This window comes from Peribacillus sp. NPDC097264, from assembly GCF_050277925.1.
In the GTDB taxonomy this organism is placed as follows: Bacteria; Bacillota; Bacilli; order Bacillales; family DSM-1321; genus Peribacillus.
Map to the genome: position 1 here is coordinate 93,065 of NZ_JBNNSR010000010.1, position 17,841 is coordinate 110,905.

General features: G+C 42.1%; 18 protein-coding genes. 11 read left to right on the top strand and 7 right to left on the bottom strand.

Translation table 11 applies throughout. The features are described from left to right. Positions 1-27 precede the first annotated feature (27 nt). The 5 genes from ACQKL0_RS16470 to map all read left to right on the top strand — a co-directional run bounded on the left by ACQKL0_RS16470 (position 28) and on the right by map (position 4,280). Positions 28-309 carry a late competence development ComFB family protein gene (locus ACQKL0_RS16470; protein WP_402871797.1) on the top strand — a complete coding sequence of 94 codons (282 nt, stop codon included), beginning with the start codon at positions 28-30 and terminating at the stop codon, positions 307-309. A 201-nt stretch (positions 310-510) separates the two neighbouring features. Continuing rightward, positions 511-1,086: a TetR/AcrR family transcriptional regulator gene (locus ACQKL0_RS16475; protein ID WP_402958917.1), complete on the top strand. Its 576-nt coding sequence runs from the start codon at positions 511-513 to the stop codon at positions 1,084-1,086. Between the two features lie 56 nt (positions 1,087-1,142). Next, positions 1,143-2,363, top strand: coding sequence for an MFS transporter (locus ACQKL0_RS16480; RefSeq protein WP_402989130.1), 1,221 nt, complete (start codon positions 1,143-1,145; stop codon positions 2,361-2,363). Between the two features lie 543 nt (positions 2,364-2,906). Beyond that, positions 2,907-3,422, top strand: coding sequence for a type 1 glutamine amidotransferase domain-containing protein (locus tag ACQKL0_RS16485; protein ID WP_402871794.1), 516 nt, complete (start codon positions 2,907-2,909; stop codon positions 3,420-3,422). A 111-nt stretch (positions 3,423-3,533) separates the two neighbouring features. Beyond that, positions 3,534-4,280 carry a type I methionyl aminopeptidase gene (gene map, locus ACQKL0_RS16490; protein ID WP_402871791.1) on the top strand — a complete coding sequence of 249 codons (747 nt, stop codon included), beginning with the start codon at positions 3,534-3,536 and terminating at the stop codon, positions 4,278-4,280. Between the two features lie 46 nt (positions 4,281-4,326). Here the strand turns inward: map and mobB are convergent, their stop codons facing one another. From mobB to ACQKL0_RS16505, 3 genes are all read right to left on the bottom strand, one after another. Further along, entirely contained in the window at positions 4,327-4,845 is a 519-nt protein-coding gene (gene mobB, locus ACQKL0_RS16495; RefSeq protein ID WP_402872306.1) for a molybdopterin-guanine dinucleotide biosynthesis protein B, read from the bottom strand. Beyond that, a complete protein-coding gene (locus ACQKL0_RS16500; RefSeq protein WP_402989127.1) occupies positions 4,842-6,107 on the bottom strand; it encodes a molybdopterin molybdotransferase MoeA in 1,266 nt (421 codons plus the stop codon). Before ACQKL0_RS16500 ends, mobB begins: the two co-directional genes overlap by 4 nt. Positions 6,108-6,206: 99 nt before the next feature. After that, positions 6,207-6,431 (bottom strand): DUF1128 domain-containing protein, encoded by a 225-nt coding sequence (locus ACQKL0_RS16505; protein ID WP_402871786.1) that lies wholly within the window; start codon positions 6,429-6,431, stop codon positions 6,207-6,209. 209 nt (positions 6,432-6,640) lie between these two features. On the opposite strand from ACQKL0_RS16505, the gene ACQKL0_RS16510 reads away from it, so the two are divergent. Both ACQKL0_RS16510 and ACQKL0_RS16515 read left to right on the top strand, forming a co-directional pair. Beyond that, on the top strand, positions 6,641-7,042 hold the full coding sequence (locus tag ACQKL0_RS16510; RefSeq protein WP_402871783.1) for a YtxH domain-containing protein: 402 nt from the start codon (positions 6,641-6,643) through the stop codon (positions 7,040-7,042). Between the two features lie 16 nt (positions 7,043-7,058). Next, positions 7,059-7,895: a YihY/virulence factor BrkB family protein gene (locus ACQKL0_RS16515; RefSeq protein ID WP_402871780.1), complete on the top strand. Its 837-nt coding sequence runs from the start codon at positions 7,059-7,061 to the stop codon at positions 7,893-7,895. Positions 7,896-8,242: 347 nt separating this feature from the next. On the opposite strand, the gene ACQKL0_RS16520 is transcribed toward ACQKL0_RS16515, so the two are convergent. Both ACQKL0_RS16520 and ACQKL0_RS16525 read right to left on the bottom strand, forming a co-directional pair. Then, positions 8,243-10,162, bottom strand: coding sequence for a heavy metal translocating P-type ATPase (locus ACQKL0_RS16520; protein WP_402989124.1), 1,920 nt, complete (start codon positions 10,160-10,162; stop codon positions 8,243-8,245). 329 nt (positions 10,163-10,491) lie between these two features. Continuing rightward, a complete protein-coding gene (locus ACQKL0_RS16525) occupies positions 10,492-11,658 on the bottom strand; it encodes an MFS transporter (protein WP_402989121.1) in 1,167 nt (388 codons plus the stop codon). Positions 11,659-11,848: 190 nt separating this feature from the next. Here ACQKL0_RS16525 and cax point away from each other — a divergent pair, with 190 nt between their 5' ends. Together cax and ACQKL0_RS16535 are read left to right on the top strand one after the other, a co-directional pair. Then, complete coding sequence (gene cax / locus ACQKL0_RS16530) at positions 11,849-12,913, top strand: calcium/proton exchanger (RefSeq protein ID WP_402871770.1); 1,065 nt, start codon at positions 11,849-11,851, stop codon at positions 12,911-12,913. Positions 12,914-13,403: 490 nt separating this feature from the next. Continuing rightward, positions 13,404-14,201: a YfkD family protein gene (locus tag ACQKL0_RS16535; RefSeq protein ID WP_427591592.1), complete on the top strand. Its 798-nt coding sequence runs from the start codon at positions 13,404-13,406 to the stop codon at positions 14,199-14,201. A 30-nt stretch (positions 14,202-14,231) separates the two neighbouring features. On the opposite strand, the gene ACQKL0_RS16540 is transcribed toward ACQKL0_RS16535, so the two are convergent. Both ACQKL0_RS16540 and yfkAB read right to left on the bottom strand, forming a co-directional pair. Beyond that, positions 14,232-14,543, bottom strand: coding sequence for a hypothetical protein (locus ACQKL0_RS16540; RefSeq protein ID WP_402989115.1), 312 nt, complete (start codon positions 14,541-14,543; stop codon positions 14,232-14,234). A gap of 31 nt (positions 14,544-14,574) precedes the next feature. After that, on the bottom strand, positions 14,575-15,696 hold the full coding sequence (gene yfkAB / locus ACQKL0_RS16545; protein ID WP_402872303.1) for a radical SAM/CxCxxxxC motif protein YfkAB: 1,122 nt from the start codon (positions 15,694-15,696) through the stop codon (positions 14,575-14,577). A gap of 155 nt (positions 15,697-15,851) precedes the next feature. On the opposite strand from yfkAB, the gene ACQKL0_RS16550 reads away from it, so the two are divergent. Then, positions 15,852-16,040 carry an SE1561 family protein gene (locus ACQKL0_RS16550; protein WP_402871764.1) on the top strand — a complete coding sequence of 63 codons (189 nt, stop codon included), beginning with the start codon at positions 15,852-15,854 and terminating at the stop codon, positions 16,038-16,040. Between the two features lie 210 nt (positions 16,041-16,250). After that, complete coding sequence (locus tag ACQKL0_RS16555) at positions 16,251-17,819, top strand: fumarate hydratase (protein ID WP_402989112.1); 1,569 nt, start codon at positions 16,251-16,253, stop codon at positions 17,817-17,819. Positions 17,820-17,841 lie beyond the last annotated feature (22 nt).

The following is a 17,841-nucleotide window of genomic DNA, read 5'->3' on the forward strand; positions in this document are numbered from 1 at the left end:
CAGGTTTTTCTTTACGAAGGAGTTTTTATGGAAAGAGAATTTACTAATGTGATGGAAGAAATCGTAGTCGCTTGGGTCCAGATACTAATGGCCGGTACGGATTATCAAACATTTTGTCCATGTAATAAATGCAAGAATGATATCATCACCATTTCGTTGAACGCCCTTCCCACTTATTATGTAACGACGGATGAAGGGCGGAGAATCGTATTCGAGAGGTTGAATACGGAAGAAAACCGGAAATGGATCAACAAGAGAATTATCAGTGCGATTCATGTGGTGGGCAAGTACCCGAAGCACCAACTATAGACGACAACATGTGATAAGAGATCAGGACTCTTATCTTTTTTTTTATTTAGGCTGTTTTCTCAAAGGTTGTTGCTATGGAGAAAAGTGGGCCTTCTTCCACAATTGCGCCCTTTAACGGAAGACTTGATTTCAAGATAAATTTCTCTGGACTCATCATTCCGAAATCTTTATACTAAACTACATGAACGGAGGTGTTATAAATTGGGTAGAAATATTAGTTTTAACAAAGAACATGCCTTAGATAAAGCTATGTATTTATTTTGGGAAAAAGGTTATGACGCTACATATATCTCAGATCTTATTGAAACAATGGGAATAAGTCGGTCTACTCTCTATACTAGTTTTGGTGATAAAGATGAACTATTTAAACTCGTTTTAGAGCATTATAAAAACTTTGGCTCTCGAAAGAGAGATTTACTTTTTAATGGAATAAACACTAAAGTATCACTTAAATCTTTTTTTTATCAACATATTGAAAAATGCTATTCAGATGACATTCCTAAAAGTTGTATTATAACTAATTCTTCATTGCTTATTGGACACATTGATCCTTCCATAGAAAAAATACTTATATATGATTTTAATGAACTTGAAAAAGTATTTAAGCAAGTTATTGAAAAAGGAAAAGACAATGGAGAAATTTCACAAGAAGCAAACTCTGAATTAGTGGCATATTCTTTATTAAGTTTAAATCATAGTATTAATTTAATGTCCAAGTATAAAAAAGAAAAAAATCTAGCCTATAATTTAGTGGATAAGACTATTGAAGACCTATAGTCTTTCTTTTTTAAGCTTTTTGGAACGAACGTACCAAAAAATAATAAACAAAAGGAATGATGAAATTGACTAAGAAGATAAATTTTCTAATATTTATTTTGGCAATTAGTTGTGGTTCACTTGCTGCTAATATTTATTATGCACAACCAATTGTACAATTCATTGCAAAAGATCTGAACATCTCTTCTGATTTATCTGGATTGCTCACTACCTTTACACAAATTGGGTATGGATTGGGCTTATTTTTCATCGTACCAATGGCTGACTTATTTAAAAGTAAGAAAATAATAGGAATTCTTATCGGGCTTACTATTATTTCATTAATTGGTATGCTAATTTCGACAAATGGAATTATTTTCACAATATTAACAACCATAATTGGCATTGGAGCATGTGCGGCTCAAATGTTAGTTCCACTAACAATGAGGATTGTACCCATTGAAGAGACAGGTAAATATGTGGGTAAAGTGATGAGTGGTTTATTGATTGGGATTATGATTGCTCGCCCTTTATCTATCGGAATAGCTGACTGGTTCGGATGGAGAATGGTATTTCTTTTTTCATTAATCACGCTAGTTGCCGTATTACTGTTAATTATAAAATTTTTGCCCAACTATGAGGTAGTAACGTCTAGTAACATGTCATATCCATATTTAATCGCTTCTATGGTGAAGTTATTAATAAATACATCTCCTTTACAACAAAGAGCTTTTTATCACGCATGTTTATTTGCAACATTTAGTCTCTATTGGACGATAATGCCAATATTATTAAGGTCTGAGCCACTAAATTTTTCGAATAATGAAATTGCATTAATTGGCTTTGTTGCAATAGCTGGAGCTTTGTTAGCTCCTACTATTGGTAAAATAGCAGATAAAGGTTATATTTTTACAATGACGAATGTATCAATGGCGCTCGTACTATTATCTATCTTACTATTATTTTTTGTTCAAGATCATTCACTATTGAGTATAATTTTAATTCTTATCTCCGGAATTAGCATCGATATTGGGGTATCAGGAAATTTATTATTAGGTCAAAAAGTTATCTTTGGTTTGAATCCCGAAATAAGAAACAGACTTAATGGATTATATATGACTATTTTCTTTTTGGGAGGAGCCTTTGGTTCATGGATTGGAAGTTATACTTACTATAAATTTAATAGTGAAGTAGCTTTACTCATTGGAACAGCCTTGCCTTTATTCGCCTTATTAGTTCATTTAATAAAAAATAATACAATAAACTTATCGAAAACCAAAAGCAAATACATGTCCTAACGCATGTCCTAACTATTAATGTACCCCAAAAGTTAGAGTGAAAATCTAATTTTCAGGGTACATTAGTAGCATTATCTTCTACATCATGAGCAAATTAATCACTATTATTGCTTATCTTTATTCGTTTTGGCCCATGCCAAAAATAAGATTATAACCAAAGCACCTCATAAATTTCTCCACTGCCTTATTGTATAATCCTATTCTTCAATTATTCTATAAGGTAGTTTGAGTATTTTTTTAGAATGTCATTTATATTCAGTTTTATTTAAAGTTGTTGCTCCACAATCTGGCCCGATTGTTGAATACCATTCTTTACCCAAAACAATAAAGTTTACGAAAACAGCCTTTATTTAAAAGGATTATAGTAGTACATGCTACTGAAGGGGTGCTTTTGTAAAAACAAGTTTTAAGAAGCAAGCATTCGATAGGGACTACCATGGGAGACTTCTATGAAGAGGGCAATTTATGTGTTTAATCCTGTCTAATCAGGGAATATAAATAAAGTAAGTTCATTCGATCAAAATTGAGGAGATGAATTTTTTTATGAGTAAGAAAATAGCATGTGTAGTAACTGATATGGTTGAGGATTCAGAGTATAGTGAACCGGTCAAAGCTTTTAAAGAAGCGGGTCACACGGTAACGACGATTGAGATGGAAAAAGGCAAAACGGTTAAAGGGAAACAAGGTGACGTTGAAATTACAATCGATGAGAGCATAGATTCTGTGAAAGCGGAAGACTTTGATGCGTTGCTTATCCCAGGTGGCTTTTCACCGGACATTCTACGGGCGGACGAACGCTTTGTAACGTTTACCAAGGCATTCATGGATGCCAAGAAACCCGTGTTTGCCATCTGTCATGGACCACAGCTGTTAATTACGGCTAAAGCCCTTGAAGGACGCCATGCAACAGGGTATACATCCATCAAGGTTGATATGGAATATGCAGGTGCAACATACTTGGACGAAGAAGTCGTCGTATGCGGCGATCAACTTGTTACAAGCAGGACGCCTGATGATCTTCCGGCATTCAATCGGGAATCACTCAAGTTATTAAAATAATAAAAAAATCCTGGCAGCCGTCAGGATTTTTTTATTTATAAGGTTTTTGGATTCATATACTTCTATCTTTGCAGTAAAATAAAAGAAGAATGAAAAAAGGAAGTGTAACGATTGATCGTAATAAAGTCTGAACGTGAAATTCAAGCGATGCATGAATCAGGGAAGATTTTAGCTGCTTGTCATAGGGAAATTGCAAAACTAATCGCACCAGGTGTGACAACATGGGAAATCGAAGAATTCGTGGAAGGATTCTTGAAGAAACATGGCGCCAAACCTGAACAAAAGGGCTACAAGGGATATGAATACGCGACATGTGCAAGCATCAACGAAGAAATCTGTCATGGTTTTCCCCGCAAAAAGCCATTGAAGAATGGGGATATCGTCACGATTGATATGGTCGTGAATTATAATGGGGCACTTTCGGATTCAGCCTGGACGTATACAGTCGGCAAGGTTTCCAAAGAAACGGAACATTTAGTGGAGGTAACGAAGGAATCCCTATATAAGGCCATTGAAGTGTCTGTCGCTGGTAATCGTATTGGGGACATTGGGCATGCCATCCAATCTTATGTGGAGGCGGAAGGTTTCTCTGTCGTCCGTGACTTTATCGGCCACGGAATTGGGAATGTCATACACGAAGAACCGCAAGTCCCTCATTATGGGTTGCCTCATAAAGGTCCGCGCCTTAAGGAAGGCATGGTCTTCACGATTGAACCGATGGTGAACGTAGGTACATATAAGGCTACTCGAGATCCGAATGGATGGACGGCTTCGACTGCCGACGGGAAGTACTCGGCACAATTCGAGCACACGATTGCCATCACAAAGAATGGCCCGCTAATTCTGACGGAACAATAAGCAATAAAAACAAGAGGCACCCTTCATTAAAGGATGCCTCTTGCCTTTATTCGTGTTTTTTTACCTGCTTGATGAACCATTCAGCAAAATGTTCGGAATCCAGTGGGAACACGGGAACCTCTGCCAAGCTTGTTGCTTGTTCAAGGCAGGCGGGCCAAGCCACCACGGCCTGAATATTGGTGAGCTGTTTCAGTAATGAAAAGTCCTCATCCTCCTTAAGGAGGATGACCTTAGGAAAGTCCTCCCGCTTATATCCCTCAATCAAAATCACGTCGGGGTGGAAAATCTCCAATAAGTGAAGCAATTCCGGGAGCGTGGCCCCAGATTTGAAATTCCCCAGCAACTCAATGGAACCGTCTCCTTCCACGAGTGAAGCAGCCGCTCCAGCCTGAAAGTGCTTAGTGGAATCTTTCTCACCTGTATTGTCAGGCTTTCCACCATGGCCATGATGCTTCAAGACGGCCGTCTCCAGATTTTCTATCCGAAGCTCTTGAATCAGTTTGGTAATGAAAGTCGTTTTCCCTCTGTTTTGGTACCCGACTATTTGAAATAGGAACGGTTTCACCAAGGCCAGATTGATCCTTCTTGATCATCAAGAAGCAGGACATCCACGCTATCTCCCGTTTTAAAACCGCGTGTTCCGCCAGGGAGTACGGTAAGTGAATTCGCCCCAGCTAGGCTTGTGGTGATATTCGATTTATCGACGCCGCTAGGGACGACACGAAGCTGTCCGTTTTCATAATACATGCGAGTACGAAGGAGGCGGGAGAATGGGTTGGCCTTCAGGAAATCTTCAGCCAGCACAGCTTGTTCCTTCCGTAAATGCGGTTGTCCGGAAAACAGCATGGTACGGATGATTGGCCGGGCAAACAATTCAAAACCGACATAGCTTGCAGATGGATTACCTGATAAGCCGAATAAAAACTTGTTCTCGTGAACGGCTACCGTCGTCACGCTACCAGGACGCATGGCTACTTTATTGAATAAAACGTCAGCGCCGAGCTTCTTATAGATGTCAGGAAGAAGGTCAAAATCTCCGACAGACACGCCGCCTGTTGTGATGAGGAGGTCGACTTCTTCCAAGGCAGTGGAAATGGCCTCGTAGCTTATGTCAAACTCGTCCTTGAGCTTCCCGTAGAAACGGACTTCCCCACCTGCTCTTTGGATTTGGGCGGAGATGGCATGAGAGTTACTATTCCGGATTTTTCCAGGTTGCAAGGGTTCATTGACATCAAGCAGTTCAGATCCAGTCGCGAATAGGCCGACGACGGGCTTCTTCGCAACAGGAACTTCGGCATACCCGAAAGTAGCAAGCAACCCGATGATGCCAGGATTGATCATTGTGCCTTTTTTGACTAGGATATCGCCTTTCTTCGCGTCTTCCCCTTTAATGGACACGTTTTCGCCATGCTTCAGAGAACGTTTGAAAGAAATATATTTCTTTCCGTCTTTTTCAAATTCTTTCGTTAGCTCGAGCATGATGACGGCGTCACATTCCATAGGCATCTGGGCGCCGGTCATGATGCGGGCCACTTGGTTTTTCTGTACAGGAATGGTCGAGACCATTCCGGCGGCCAACTCTTCAATGACCTCGAACTCCAGCGGATTATCTAGGGATCCTTCGGCTGTATCCGCGGATCGTAGTGCAAATCCATCATAAGGTGAGCGGTTGAAGTGGGGAACATCATTTGTGGCGACAATATCCTGCGCCAAATAGCGGTAGTGGCATTCCTCAAGAGGGACCATCTCCATTTGTCCTTCCAATGCATGTTTCATGATCTTATCTAGCGCTTCACTCAGCTTGATGGGTGTTCTTCTTTCTACCATACTTATCGCTCCTATCTGAAATCGTTAAACTATGTATTGTTATTCAAGTATAGCAAAAAAATAAAAAAATCCTCACAAGGAAGGGAGGATTTCAAAGATTTATTTATTGCGTAATTTTCCAAGTTCTTCTGCAATGGCTTCCATTTCACGGACACTGAAATTCGTTTTCTTCATGACCAAAGTATAAATATCATGAAGTTCTTCATACATTTCGATATCGAAATGGGTGGATTTTATCGCACCAAAGTTCATTACTCTTAATTTGTCCTTTATTGCTTCAACCATGTACTCGACGCTCTCTGCCGTATTCTGTGATAAATCCAATTCTATCATCCTTCCACACATTTCTAAATTATTTTTATCTTTGCATGATTGCCCTTATAAGTCAATGGGAATTCATGCAGATATATCTTGTGACTTCCTGCTTGGAAACGTTTTAAAGCGCTCTGGTTTGGGAAAAGATAAAAAAACTAGGTAGTAAAATAGTATAATGGAAATATACATTAATTAAAATATGCCAAGGAGGAGAATATATGAGTTCTGTTCGAGAAGAATATAGGAGCGAAAAGAAAAGTAAGTTTATGCAAGCTGTTTTGATTGGGGCTTTGGCCGGTGCCGCGGTAAGTCTTTTTGATAAAAATACAAGAAAAACGGTGATCTCCAATAGTAAAAATGGTTTGACATGCATGAAGGAAATGATTCAGAATCCTTCTAACTTGTTAACGCAAGTACAGGAAACATCTTCGGAATTCCGTTCCACTGTCGAGAAGATTTCCAATGACGTCTCCTTCATTTCGAAAAGGGTCGAGGAGATGAAGAATATTCCCTCACAGGTTGCCAATGTCGTCATGGAAACGAAGGAAGCTTTTACTTCGGAGGATATGCACACGACGGCTGGTAAACAAGATTCAGAAAGACGGAGTCCTTTAAATTAGAAATTGAGGTGAAGGGATGGCCAATAAAAAGGAATGGCTGAAATGGTCTTTCTATAGAAAGTTTATCAAGCAACTTCAGATAGATGAGGTAACGGGGCTTGCTGCCCAGCTATCCTTCTACTTTTTACTTTCCCTGTTTCCCTTACTTATTTTCCTTTTTACTTTATTGGCCTACCTGCCGTTTACTCAGGAGGATATTCTGAATCTGGTACGTTCTTACACGCCTGACGATTCCATGACGATCATCGAGGATACTTTGGGCGATGTGATGCAAACAAATGGCACGTTATTGTCGTTTGGTGTCATCGGGACGATTTGGTCGGCTTCTAACGGGATGAATGCCATTATTAAAGCCTTTAACCATGCTTATAGGGTAAAAGAAAACCGCCCCTTTTATATTTCCCGGGGAATGTCGATTCTTCTCACGTTTGCGATGATTTTCGTTTTTATTGTCGCATTATTGCTTCCTGTGTTCGGAAAACAGATTGGAATCTTCTTATTCGATGGAATGGGCCTTTCCGAGGAATTTTTGTCGATTTGGAATAGCCTCCGTTGGGTGATCAGTACGATCGTATTATTCATTGTGTTCACCATGTTGTATTGGCTGGCGCCAAACAAGCGGTTGAAATGTTTGACGGTCCTTCCAGGTTCCATTTTCACCACGGCTGGCTGGGCACTCGTTTCGTTGCTGTTTTCTTACTATGTAGAGAACTTCGGCAACTATACAGCTACATATGGCAGCCTTGGAGGCATCATCGTCCTGATGATCTGGTTTTACTTATCCGGGCTCATCATCATCGTCGGCGGAGAAATCAATGCTTTCCTCAGTAAAAAGGATCCAGGTTGTGATTGAACGTCCTTGAACCATTTAGGCGGCGAATCCGACGTTCATCTGGATATTTTGACTTTGGACGGGATAATCCGACGGTGAGCATGAATAATTCGACATTCAGAAGAATAATCCGACATTCAACCACATACGGCAATAGTTACCGGACTAGCTCAAGAACCTTCGACACACACTAATGATGAACACATCTTGTAAGTGGGGAGGGTTCATTCATGAGTAAGAAAGGGAAGCATAAAGGCAAAAAAGGGAACCACAAAACGTCAGGTTCCGCTAATGGAAAGAATGGCTATCACTAACTAGTTACAGGATACAAAACAAAAAAAGGAAGCCTTCGTCGGGCTTCCTTTTCTTTAGTTCCTTAGTAACCGTAAGCTGTTTAGGATGACGAGAATCGTACTTCCTTCATGACCGATGACGCCAAATGGTAGATCAAGGAATTGCAGGAAGTTGGATAAAATCAGAATCATGATGACCGAAATCGAGAAAATCACGTTCTGTTTGATGATTCGATTCATTTTCTTCGATAACTTAACGGCTTCCGCAATACGCGGAAGGTCATTCTTCATTAGTACGACATCTGCCGTTTCCAAGGCAACGTCGGTTCCTTCACCCATGGCGATCCCGACAGAAGCGGTAGCTAGTGCAGGTGCATCATTGATTCCATCTCCGACCATCGCAACTGTGCCGTATTGTTCTTTAAGTTTTTTCACTTCATTTACTTTCGTTTCAGGCAGGCATTCCGCAATATAATCATCGATATGGCTTTCGGAGGCAATCGCTTTTGCCGTATTGTGACTATCGCCAGTCAGCATGATGGTATGGAGGCCTTCTTCTTTCAAGGCTTCGATTGCTTTAATCGTTTCTTCACGGACCACGTCTTTCAATGTAAGGATGCCGGCAATCCCTTTATCATCACGTGCATACACAACGGTCTTTCCTTGTTCAGCCAGTGTCAGCGCAATACCATTCTGGAATCGTTCAGCTTCATTACGGCCGACGAAATCGGCTTTTCCGACTTGCCAAAGGACCCCGTTGAAATAGGCTTGCACGCCGTTACCAGAGATATCTTCCATGTCCTCGGGTTTGATGATTTCTCTTTCAATCTTCGTTTTAGCATAGCGGACAATGGAAGTCGCCAATGGATGGTTCGAATAATTTTCAACCGATGCAATATGGAATAGGAATTCTTCTTCGTTCAAATCTTCACGGATGATGACATCCGTCACTTCAGGTTTTCCTTTCGTCAAGGTACCCGTTTTATCCAAGGCGATGGCCTTCAGGTTACCTAAGTTCTCCAGGTGAACGCCACCTTTAAACAAGATGCCATGACGTGCGCCATTCGAAATGGCGGAAAGTGTGGCCGGCATGATGGAGGCGACCAGGGCACAAGGTGATGCGACAACAAGTAAGATCATGGCCCGGTAAAAGGTTTCGGTCCAGCTCCAACCGAGTGCGAAATGAGGAACGAACATCATCAAGGCTACGATGGTTAAGACGATTTTTACATATTTCCCTTCAAATTGTTCGATGAATAGTTGGGAAGGGGACTTTTCACTTTGGGCCGATTGAACAAGCGTAATGATTTTTTGAAAGAGCGTTTCGCTTGTTGGCTTCGTAATCTCCACATTGATCGTTCCACGCAGGTTCACGGTTCCGGCGAATACCTCATCGTCGATGGATTTACTGACGGGGATGGATTCACCTGTGATGGCTGCTTCATCGAGATTCGTACGCCCATCCGTGATTTTTCCGTCTGATGGCACTCTTTCACCTGGTTTAACCAAAATGGTATCGCCGACCGTCAAGTCAGAAATGGCCACGATTTCTTCATATCCATTCGTGATGCGGAGTGCTTCTTCCGGCTGCAGGTCCATGAGGGCCGAGATTTCCTTATGGCTTTTATTCATGGTGTAGGTTTCAAGCGCCCCGCTTAAGGCGAAGATGAAGATGAGAATCGCGCCTTCTGTCCAGTAGCCAATGATGGCGGATCCGATGGCTGCAAAGATCATCAACATTTCCACGTTCAGTTCTTTATCCGCGATGGTATCTTCAATGCCTTCCTTTGCTTTTGCATATCCACCGATCACAAAGGAGGCCAAATAGATGATGATGGATGGTGTTTCCATTCCGTTTTTAGATAACAGCCAACCTACCAGGATCAATACACCGCTTAGTAGGGCGGCAATCAGTTCAAGATGTGGCTTTGTTTTCTCGAGCCAAGAGGTGTTGCATTCAGTTGGCTGGGTCAATTGTTTAGTGTCTGTTGTCATTATGTTCCTCCTGTAATCTTCTCTCTATTGTTCGTAACTGATATTAATTATCATTTATAGGATATCTAATTGAGAAAGATAATCAGCGTCATCTTTCGGGTCGATATTTAGGGTCAATCAATGAATTGGTGATGAAATCAACGTTTTTTAAGCGTTTTTTATCATCTATTTCGTATGGTAGTATTATCTTAACACATATATTAGGAAAAAATAAAGAAGAATGATTCTAATCTAGGAAAAAATATAAATAAACAGTAAAGCTAATTTTAGGATATGTAAAGAGAATGAACCTGAATAATATAAGAGGGAATCAAGATACTACAAAACAATTAGATCCCGGTGGCAGACTGTTTTTCTTTGAAAAACATCAGCGCAAAGAAGATGAGCACTAGCATGATGCTGATTAGATAGAAAAAGCTTCCGCCTGGTAAGTGTTCGATGGCCAATCCACCGAAGTAGGGACCGGCGATGCTGCCCACGCTATAGAAAATGCTGCATAATAAATTTCCGGCCGGCATAAGATGGCGAGGCAGGATATCAGCCATATAGCTGATGCCAAGAGAGAACGTCGATCCTACCATCATTCCTCCCAACAAAAAACAGAAGAAGAGGCCGCTGACCAAAGGAGTAAGAAGCCCAGCCGCAGTAAAGATAAGGGACCCGGAAAAAATAATGACCAGCAAGATGTTCCTCCGACCGAAGCGATCACTCAACATACCCAAGGGAATCTGTGTGAGCAATGTACCGGCCGAGAAAGCAGGAATGATAATCGCTACGGCGGTCAGACTAATGCCGGAACGCAATGCAAAGACTGGAAAGTTGCTATTAAGAGATGCTTCAAGCACGCCAAAGGTGAATGGCAGTAAGAAGGCAACCCAGGCGATCCGGCTCACTTTCCAAAATCGCTTGAGCGTATCGAGGAAAGAGGTACTTTCGGTATCATCGTGTTCGGGAATTTCGTTCTTAATCAGGAAAACGGACATCCACGTAAGCAGGCTAAGAATGGAAGTGATGATGAAGGGCAAGGCTTGATTCACATCAAGCAACTTCGTCATAAGCGGTCCAATCATGAAGCCAAGGCTGAAAAACAATCCGTATATCGCGATATTCCTGCCCCTTTTCGCCAGGGGCGAAATGGCCGTGATCCATGTTTGGGTCGCAAAGTGTAACGTATGATCGCCGATTCCAATGAAAAATCGCAATATAAACCAAAACCAGAACGATTTCCAAAGCGGAAATAAGGCAAGCGAGAGAATGACCGTCAATCCACCAAACAAAATCAATGGTTTATAACCGAATCTACGGAGAGGCGCTTCCATAAAAGGTGAAATTAAAAGGATTCCAATATACAGGGAAGCGGCATGCAGTCCATTTAAAGAGGAGCTGAGTCCATCATGTTCGAAAATGACGGCGATGATCGGAAGAAGCATACCTTGTGAGAAACCGGATATGCCGACCATGAAGATTAATACAGGAATAAGCAGTTTTTGATTCATATTTTTCGTCTCCTATTTTATGTATACTAGTTGATGTTACATGGAAAGAAGAGGATTAAGCAATAGAAAATCGGGTAAATATGGACATGAAGAGGATTTAGAAAAAATTTATCTTTTTCATTTAAATAAAGAAATGTATGATTACTTTTGTTACATAATAAAATGGACATGAGAAGTGAGGGGAAGTTTCTTGGATAAAATATTTTTGGGGCTCGTCGTATTAGGGGTGCCTCTATCGTTCATTGGGTCTTTTCTCCATTGGCCTAGCGTCGTGATGTTCATCGTCTATTGCTTAACGATCATCGCGCTTGCAGGATTCATGGGCCGGGCGACAGAAAGCCTGGCGATTGTGATGGGACCGAGGATTGGCGGTTTACTGAACGCAACCTTTGGTAACGCCGTCGAGTTGATCATTTCGATCTTCTCATTAAAGGCTGGGTTGATTGGCGTCGTATTAGCATCTTTGACAGGATCGGTTTTAGGAAATTTATTGCTGGTCGCTGGACTATCTTTCTTTATCGGTGGGACGAAATACAAGCGTCAGAAATTCAATGTATTTGATGCGAGGCATAACGCAGGATTATTGATTTTTGCCGTCGTTGTCGCTTTTGTTATTCCTGAAGTGTTCTCTCAGAATATGAACGAAACAAGCACGATGTCGTTAAGTGTCGGGATTTCCGTTATTTTAATTTTATTATACTTAGCTGCCCTATTCTTTAAATTGGTGACACACCGCGGTGTATACCAACCAGCGGAAAAAAGAGAAGGGGAAGAACCCCATGAGGAAGAAGTTCCGGAATGGAGCAAGAAAAAGGCAATCATGGTTCTTGCCTTGGCCACCGTTGCAGTTGCTTTCGTATCGGAAAAACTGGTTCATACCTTCAGTGAAGTCGGGGAAACCTTCGGATGGACTGAATTATTCATCGGGGTCATTATCGTGGCCATCGTAGGAAATGCGGCTGAGCATGCATCCGCCGTCATCATGGCCTACAAAAACAAAATGGATGTTGCCGTCGAGATCGCCGTCGGTTCGACCTTGCAGGTAGCGATGTTCGTCGCACCGGTTCTTGTGTTGATCTCGTTAATGTTCTCAACGAATATGCCACTTGTCTTCACCTTGCCAGAGTTGATTTCAATGGTGACCGCTGTTCTCTTGATGATCATGATTTCGAATGATGGAGAGACGAACTGGTTTGAAGGGCTTACCCTATTGGCCGCTTATTTCATAATGGGAATTGGGTTTTATCTATTATAAACGTGGAAGGTCTTCCGTATCGGGAGGCCTTTTATTCATAAAAAGGCATACAAAAATGACTCTGCTGTGATTGAGACGTAGCAGAGTCATTTTTATAAAGGTATAGTACAATCCATAGATTCATCCAAAATCTTTCATCATGCTTCTGTTAAAGTAAAAAGATACTTCTGTTAAAGTTGTGAAATATTCTAGAGTGTTACACCGTCCTTTCGCATAGTGAATTTAAGTAGTGGCGAATACGTTTTCTGTCATCCTTTTAAAGGGCATCGTAGATTGAATCGATAAGCATACCTCCTGAATGGTATTAGGTATGAACGTTTTCGCCTCCTTTTTATAAGGTAAGTTAAGTATACTCCATCTTTAAAGAAAAGTAAATATTCAGAACTTTACAAATATGTTACAAAATAGACTTCCACCCACCATGTATAGAATGTTGAATAGAAACAAAATCTATAAACAAAAGATGGAACCCTTTAAAGGAGACGACAGCATGAGACGACTTATTCTTATCACATTGATTACAGTAGTGGCTTTCATTCAGACGAATGCAGGAGCGGAAGACAAACAAACTCGGAACAAGGTGAATATCCCGCCTTCCGTTTTAAATGTCGCCAAGGAAAATACGTATCCGAACCCGACTCAAGATCTGCCAATGCTTCAGGCAAGCAAATTTGCCCAACAATTGATTGATTCATCGGATATAAAAATTGAAAATCCAGAACTCATTCATATGCTGAATGAATCAGCGATAGCGAAAGCGCCACTTGCCTTTGGATATAGAGCGACGATTTACCTTGGCCATTGGGCATTGAATTATGAATCGTTGGAGACATCCCCTAATTGGGAGTATCAAAAGATCAACATGAACTACTATGATAATCGCGGCGGCGAGGTTCCATACCGGATCCGCTATGTCCAAGAAAGTCAAAAGGAAGTGACCGGGGGCTTGACCGCGAAAATTCCAAAGGCTGAAGATGTCCAGAAAATGATGCTGCTAAAAGCAACGGAAAAGACGAATTTGCCACTCGCTTTTAAAACCATCATCGGAGCCGGGACAAAAAAGGATGAAGTATACAATATTGCTTCCAACCGGATTGGTTATTTATCCAGCTATGCATCTGCCGTCAATGAAAAAGGGAAGGTCACCTATGGGGAAGTGTATCTGAACTTGAGGGGGAATAAGCGCACGATTGTGATTAAAAACATCACCTCGCAAGGCATCGGTGCATGGATACCCGTTCAGGACCACGTATCCTTCAGCTTTACGGTTACACAACAGCCAAGATAAAAAAACTCGCCGGTTTGGCGAGTTTCTTTTTTATCTTCTAAAATGGGTGTTGATTTGCGTTCCAGGCATTTCGCTTTCCGCGGGCGGGCGGTGAGCCTCCTCGTCGCATACGCTCCTGCGGGGTCTCACCTTTCCCTCAATTCCCGCAGGAGTCTTCACGCCTTTCACTCCAATCAACTCTCTTTCTAAACGTCTGAAAAAGATGGCCAACTGGATTTGGAGACAACCGGAAATGGCCAAGGAAGAGGCAATGGACAGCCTTTTTAAGCCAAAAAACCATGAAAAGTGTTCAAATTTAAAAGAGGTCCGTAATGAACCATTCTGGACCTCTTTTGTCGACAAACTAAAACTCGCCGGTTTGGCGAGTTTCTTTTTATATAAGGGATTTTCTCGTTTTGAAGTCCTCTTTTGGATAGTAGGCATTTTTGACAAGGACGTTAGGTCCAAGGCATTTGACCGCCGGGCAGTGGCAATTCAATTCATTGGCCAGTTTTGAATTCATCCATGTTTCATACGATTCAGTCAGTGGCTGATCTTGGATGTTCCCCAATGTTGGAGCATCGCCGAAGTCGGTCACGATGACCTCCCCGGTGAAGATGTTGACGTTCAGGCGGGATCGTCCATCCGGGTCATTGCGAACTGTCACTTTTTTTGAGCTATAAAGGCGCTTTAAAAGTTCAAGGTCTTCTGGATGGGCATTACAAGGATAGAATGGTAGCGTTCCGAACAGCATCCAGACATTTTCGTCCCGGATATCAAGCAGATGATGAATGGCTTCGCGCATTTTTTCCAATGATAATGTTTCAAGGGCCGAAGCAAAATCACTAGGGTACATCGGATGGATTTCGTGGCGCTGACAGCCCATTTCCTCGACAATCTGTTTATGGATATGCGCAAGATGGGGCAGTGTGCTTTTATTCAGCATCGTTTCAGCCGAAACCAACACACCGGCCTTTGTAAGGGCACGGGAATTTTCAATCATTTTATCGAATAATTTCTTCCGCTGTTCACGGGTAGGTTTACGATCCATCATGGCAAAGCCGACATCAATGAATTCATCAATCGTTCCCCAGTTATGTGAAATGTGAAGGACATCGAGGTACGGGATGATTTCTTCATATCTTTCCAAGTCAAGCGTCAAGTTGGAATTCATTTGGGTGCGAACGCCGCGGCTACGCGCATATTTCAATAGAGGCAAGACATAATTCTTCACTTGTTTTCTTGAAAGCATCGGTTCGCCGCCTGTTATGCTTAGCGAGCGGAGCGATGGGATTTCGTCAAGGCGCTGAATCAATAATTCCAAAGGAAGAGCATCGGGATCTTTCGGTTGCAGGGTGTAACCGACTGCGCAATGTTCACAACGCATGTTGCAAAGGGTTGTGGTTGTGAATTCCACATTGGTAAGAGTGAGCTTTCCATATTGATCGACGTCCATATATGCTTCCCAAGGATCATACTTGGGTGTAATTGGTGTTAAGAGATCTTGCTTCAGTATAGACATGTTTAAAACTCCTTACGTAATAATGCACTAACCCATTATGAACAATGGGAACAAAAATTGTCAAATGGCGAACCCCGGACAATAGCTTACCATTGCACTTTGGAGCATTTTTCGTTACGATGGAAGGAAGAACAGAAGGAGAGTGCCTCATGGGAAAATCCATTACAGATAAAAACGACCAATTATCCTATCTTAAGGAACGCCTAACGATGTTCGTGGAGGTTCTGGACCATATCGAACCCGAGAGTACAGACCTGGAAGACATCGACCGTCTAATCGGCATGCTAGATGATCTTGAAGATAAAGTGCAACAATTCAAAACTCGTTCAGAAGAATAATACCTGTAGGATACTATGATTTTTTAAATATGAATATGCTCAAAAGGGATGACGGGATAAATCGTCGTCCCTTTTTATATGCCAATTTTTATGAAGGAAAATGAATTACTTGTTTTCGAAAGATTATGGAAGATGTATAATAAAACGGGTGTCAAGTCATGACTACTTTTGTCGTGATATATCTAGGGGATTAAGAGGGGGAAGAGAAATTTGGATATTCAGAAATTCCAAGAAAGCATGTACAGTCTTATCGTTGAAACTTCAACGAATCTTCCAAAGGATGTTCGTCGTGCGGTCAAGAGCGCGAAACAACGTGAAAATGCAGGTACGCGTTCAGCATTGAGCCTAGCGACCATCACGAACAATATTACAATGGCTGACGACAATGTATCTCCGATTTGCCAGGATACAGGTCTACCGACTTTTAAAATAAAAACTCCTGTTGGTGTGAACCAACTTGAAATAAAAGAAGCAATCCGCAATGCCCTTATTTTAGCGACAAAGGCCGGCAAGCTTCGTCCAAATGCTGTCGACTCTTTGACAGGAAAAAACAGCGGGGACAACCTTGGGGAAGGTCTACCTGTCATGAAATTCGATCAATGGGAAGAAGATTATATTGATGTGCGCCTGATCTTGAAAGGTGGCGGCTGCGAAAATAAAAATATCCAATATAGCCTACCAATGGAGCTTGAAGGATTAGGGAAAGCGGGCCGTGATTTGGACGGGATCCGTAAATGCATCCTTCATTCTGTCTATCAAGCACAAGGTCAAGGCTGCAGTGCCGGGTTCATCGGTGTCGGTATCGGGGGAGACCGTTCATCCGGATATGACTTGGCTAAAGCGCAACTTTTCCGTAGCAATGAAGATGTGAACCCGAATGAAGATCTTCGCAAGCTAGAAGAGTATATTATGGAAAAAGCGAATGAACTTGGAATCGGAACAATGGGCTTCGGCGGCGAAACGACATTGCTTGGCTGTAAAATCGGCGTCATGCATCGCATTCCTGCAAGCTTCTTCGTATCTGTTGCATACAACTGTTGGGCTTTCCGCCGCTTAGGTGTGAAAGTAAACCCGGAAACAGGTGCAATCAACGAATGGTTGTATCAAGAAGGCGAGAAAATCGACTTTGCTCGTGAAGCTGAAAAAGCAGCACGTGAAGAAGTGGCCGTCTCCATCGAAACAGACGTGGAAGCACCACGTGAAATCACGCTTCAAGCACCAATCACGGAAGAGCAGATCCGTGCGCTTCAAGTCGGGGACGTCGTCCACATTAACGGCAGAATGTACACAGGCCGTGACGCCATCCATAAGCACTTGTCTGAAAACCCTTCACCAATCGACCTTGATGGACAGATCATCTACCATTGTGGACCGGTTATGCTGAAGGATGAAGAAGGCAAATGGCATGTGAAAGCAGCCGGACCGACAACAAGTATCCGTGAAGAACCGTACCAAGGCGATATCATGAAACGTTTCGGTATCCGCGCGGTCATCGGGAAAGGCGGCATGGGACCAAAAACGTTGGAAGCCCTGAGTGAACATGGCGGCGTTTACCTTAACGCAATCGGCGGAGCGGCTCAATACTACGCAGACTGCATTAAATCGGTCGAAGGCGTGAACTTCACTGAATTCGGCATTCCTGAAGCCATGTGGCATCTTAACGTCGAAGGCTTCACTGCCGTCGTGACGATGGATTCACACGGAAACAGCCTACACAAAGATGTTCAACAATCATCATTGGACAAACTGTCTCAATTCAAAGAACCCGTATTCAAGTAATAGAAAAAAGACGCTCGCCGAT

What these genes read in the sequence shown, in the direction of transcription:
- ACQKL0_RS16470 (WP_402871797.1), top strand. Translation starts at nt 28, where the DNA reads ATGGAAAGAGAATTTACTAATGTGATGGAAGAAATCGTAGTCGCTTGG.
- ACQKL0_RS16480 (WP_402989130.1), top strand. Translation starts at nt 1,143, where the DNA reads ATGATGAAATTGACTAAGAAGATAAATTTTCTAATATTTATTTTGGCA.
- ACQKL0_RS16485 (WP_402871794.1), top strand. Translation starts at nt 2,907, where the DNA reads ATGAGTAAGAAAATAGCATGTGTAGTAACTGATATGGTTGAGGATTCA.
- ACQKL0_RS16500 (WP_402989127.1), bottom strand. Translation starts at nt 6,107, where the DNA reads ATGGTAGAAAGAAGAACACCCATCAAGCTGAGTGAAGCGCTAGATAAG.
- ACQKL0_RS16510 (WP_402871783.1), top strand. Translation starts at nt 6,641, where the DNA reads ATGAGTTCTGTTCGAGAAGAATATAGGAGCGAAAAGAAAAGTAAGTTT.
- ACQKL0_RS16515 (WP_402871780.1), top strand. Translation starts at nt 7,059, where the DNA reads ATGGCCAATAAAAAGGAATGGCTGAAATGGTCTTTCTATAGAAAGTTT.
- ACQKL0_RS16520 (WP_402989124.1), bottom strand. Translation starts at nt 10,162, where the DNA reads ATGACAACAGACACTAAACAATTGACCCAGCCAACTGAATGCAACACC.
- ACQKL0_RS16525 (WP_402989121.1), bottom strand. Translation starts at nt 11,658, where the DNA reads ATGAATCAAAAACTGCTTATTCCTGTATTAATCTTCATGGTCGGCATA.
- ACQKL0_RS16535 (WP_427591592.1), top strand. Translation starts at nt 13,404, where the DNA reads ATGAGACGACTTATTCTTATCACATTGATTACAGTAGTGGCTTTCATT.
- ACQKL0_RS16550 (WP_402871764.1), top strand. Translation starts at nt 15,852, where the DNA reads ATGGGAAAATCCATTACAGATAAAAACGACCAATTATCCTATCTTAAG.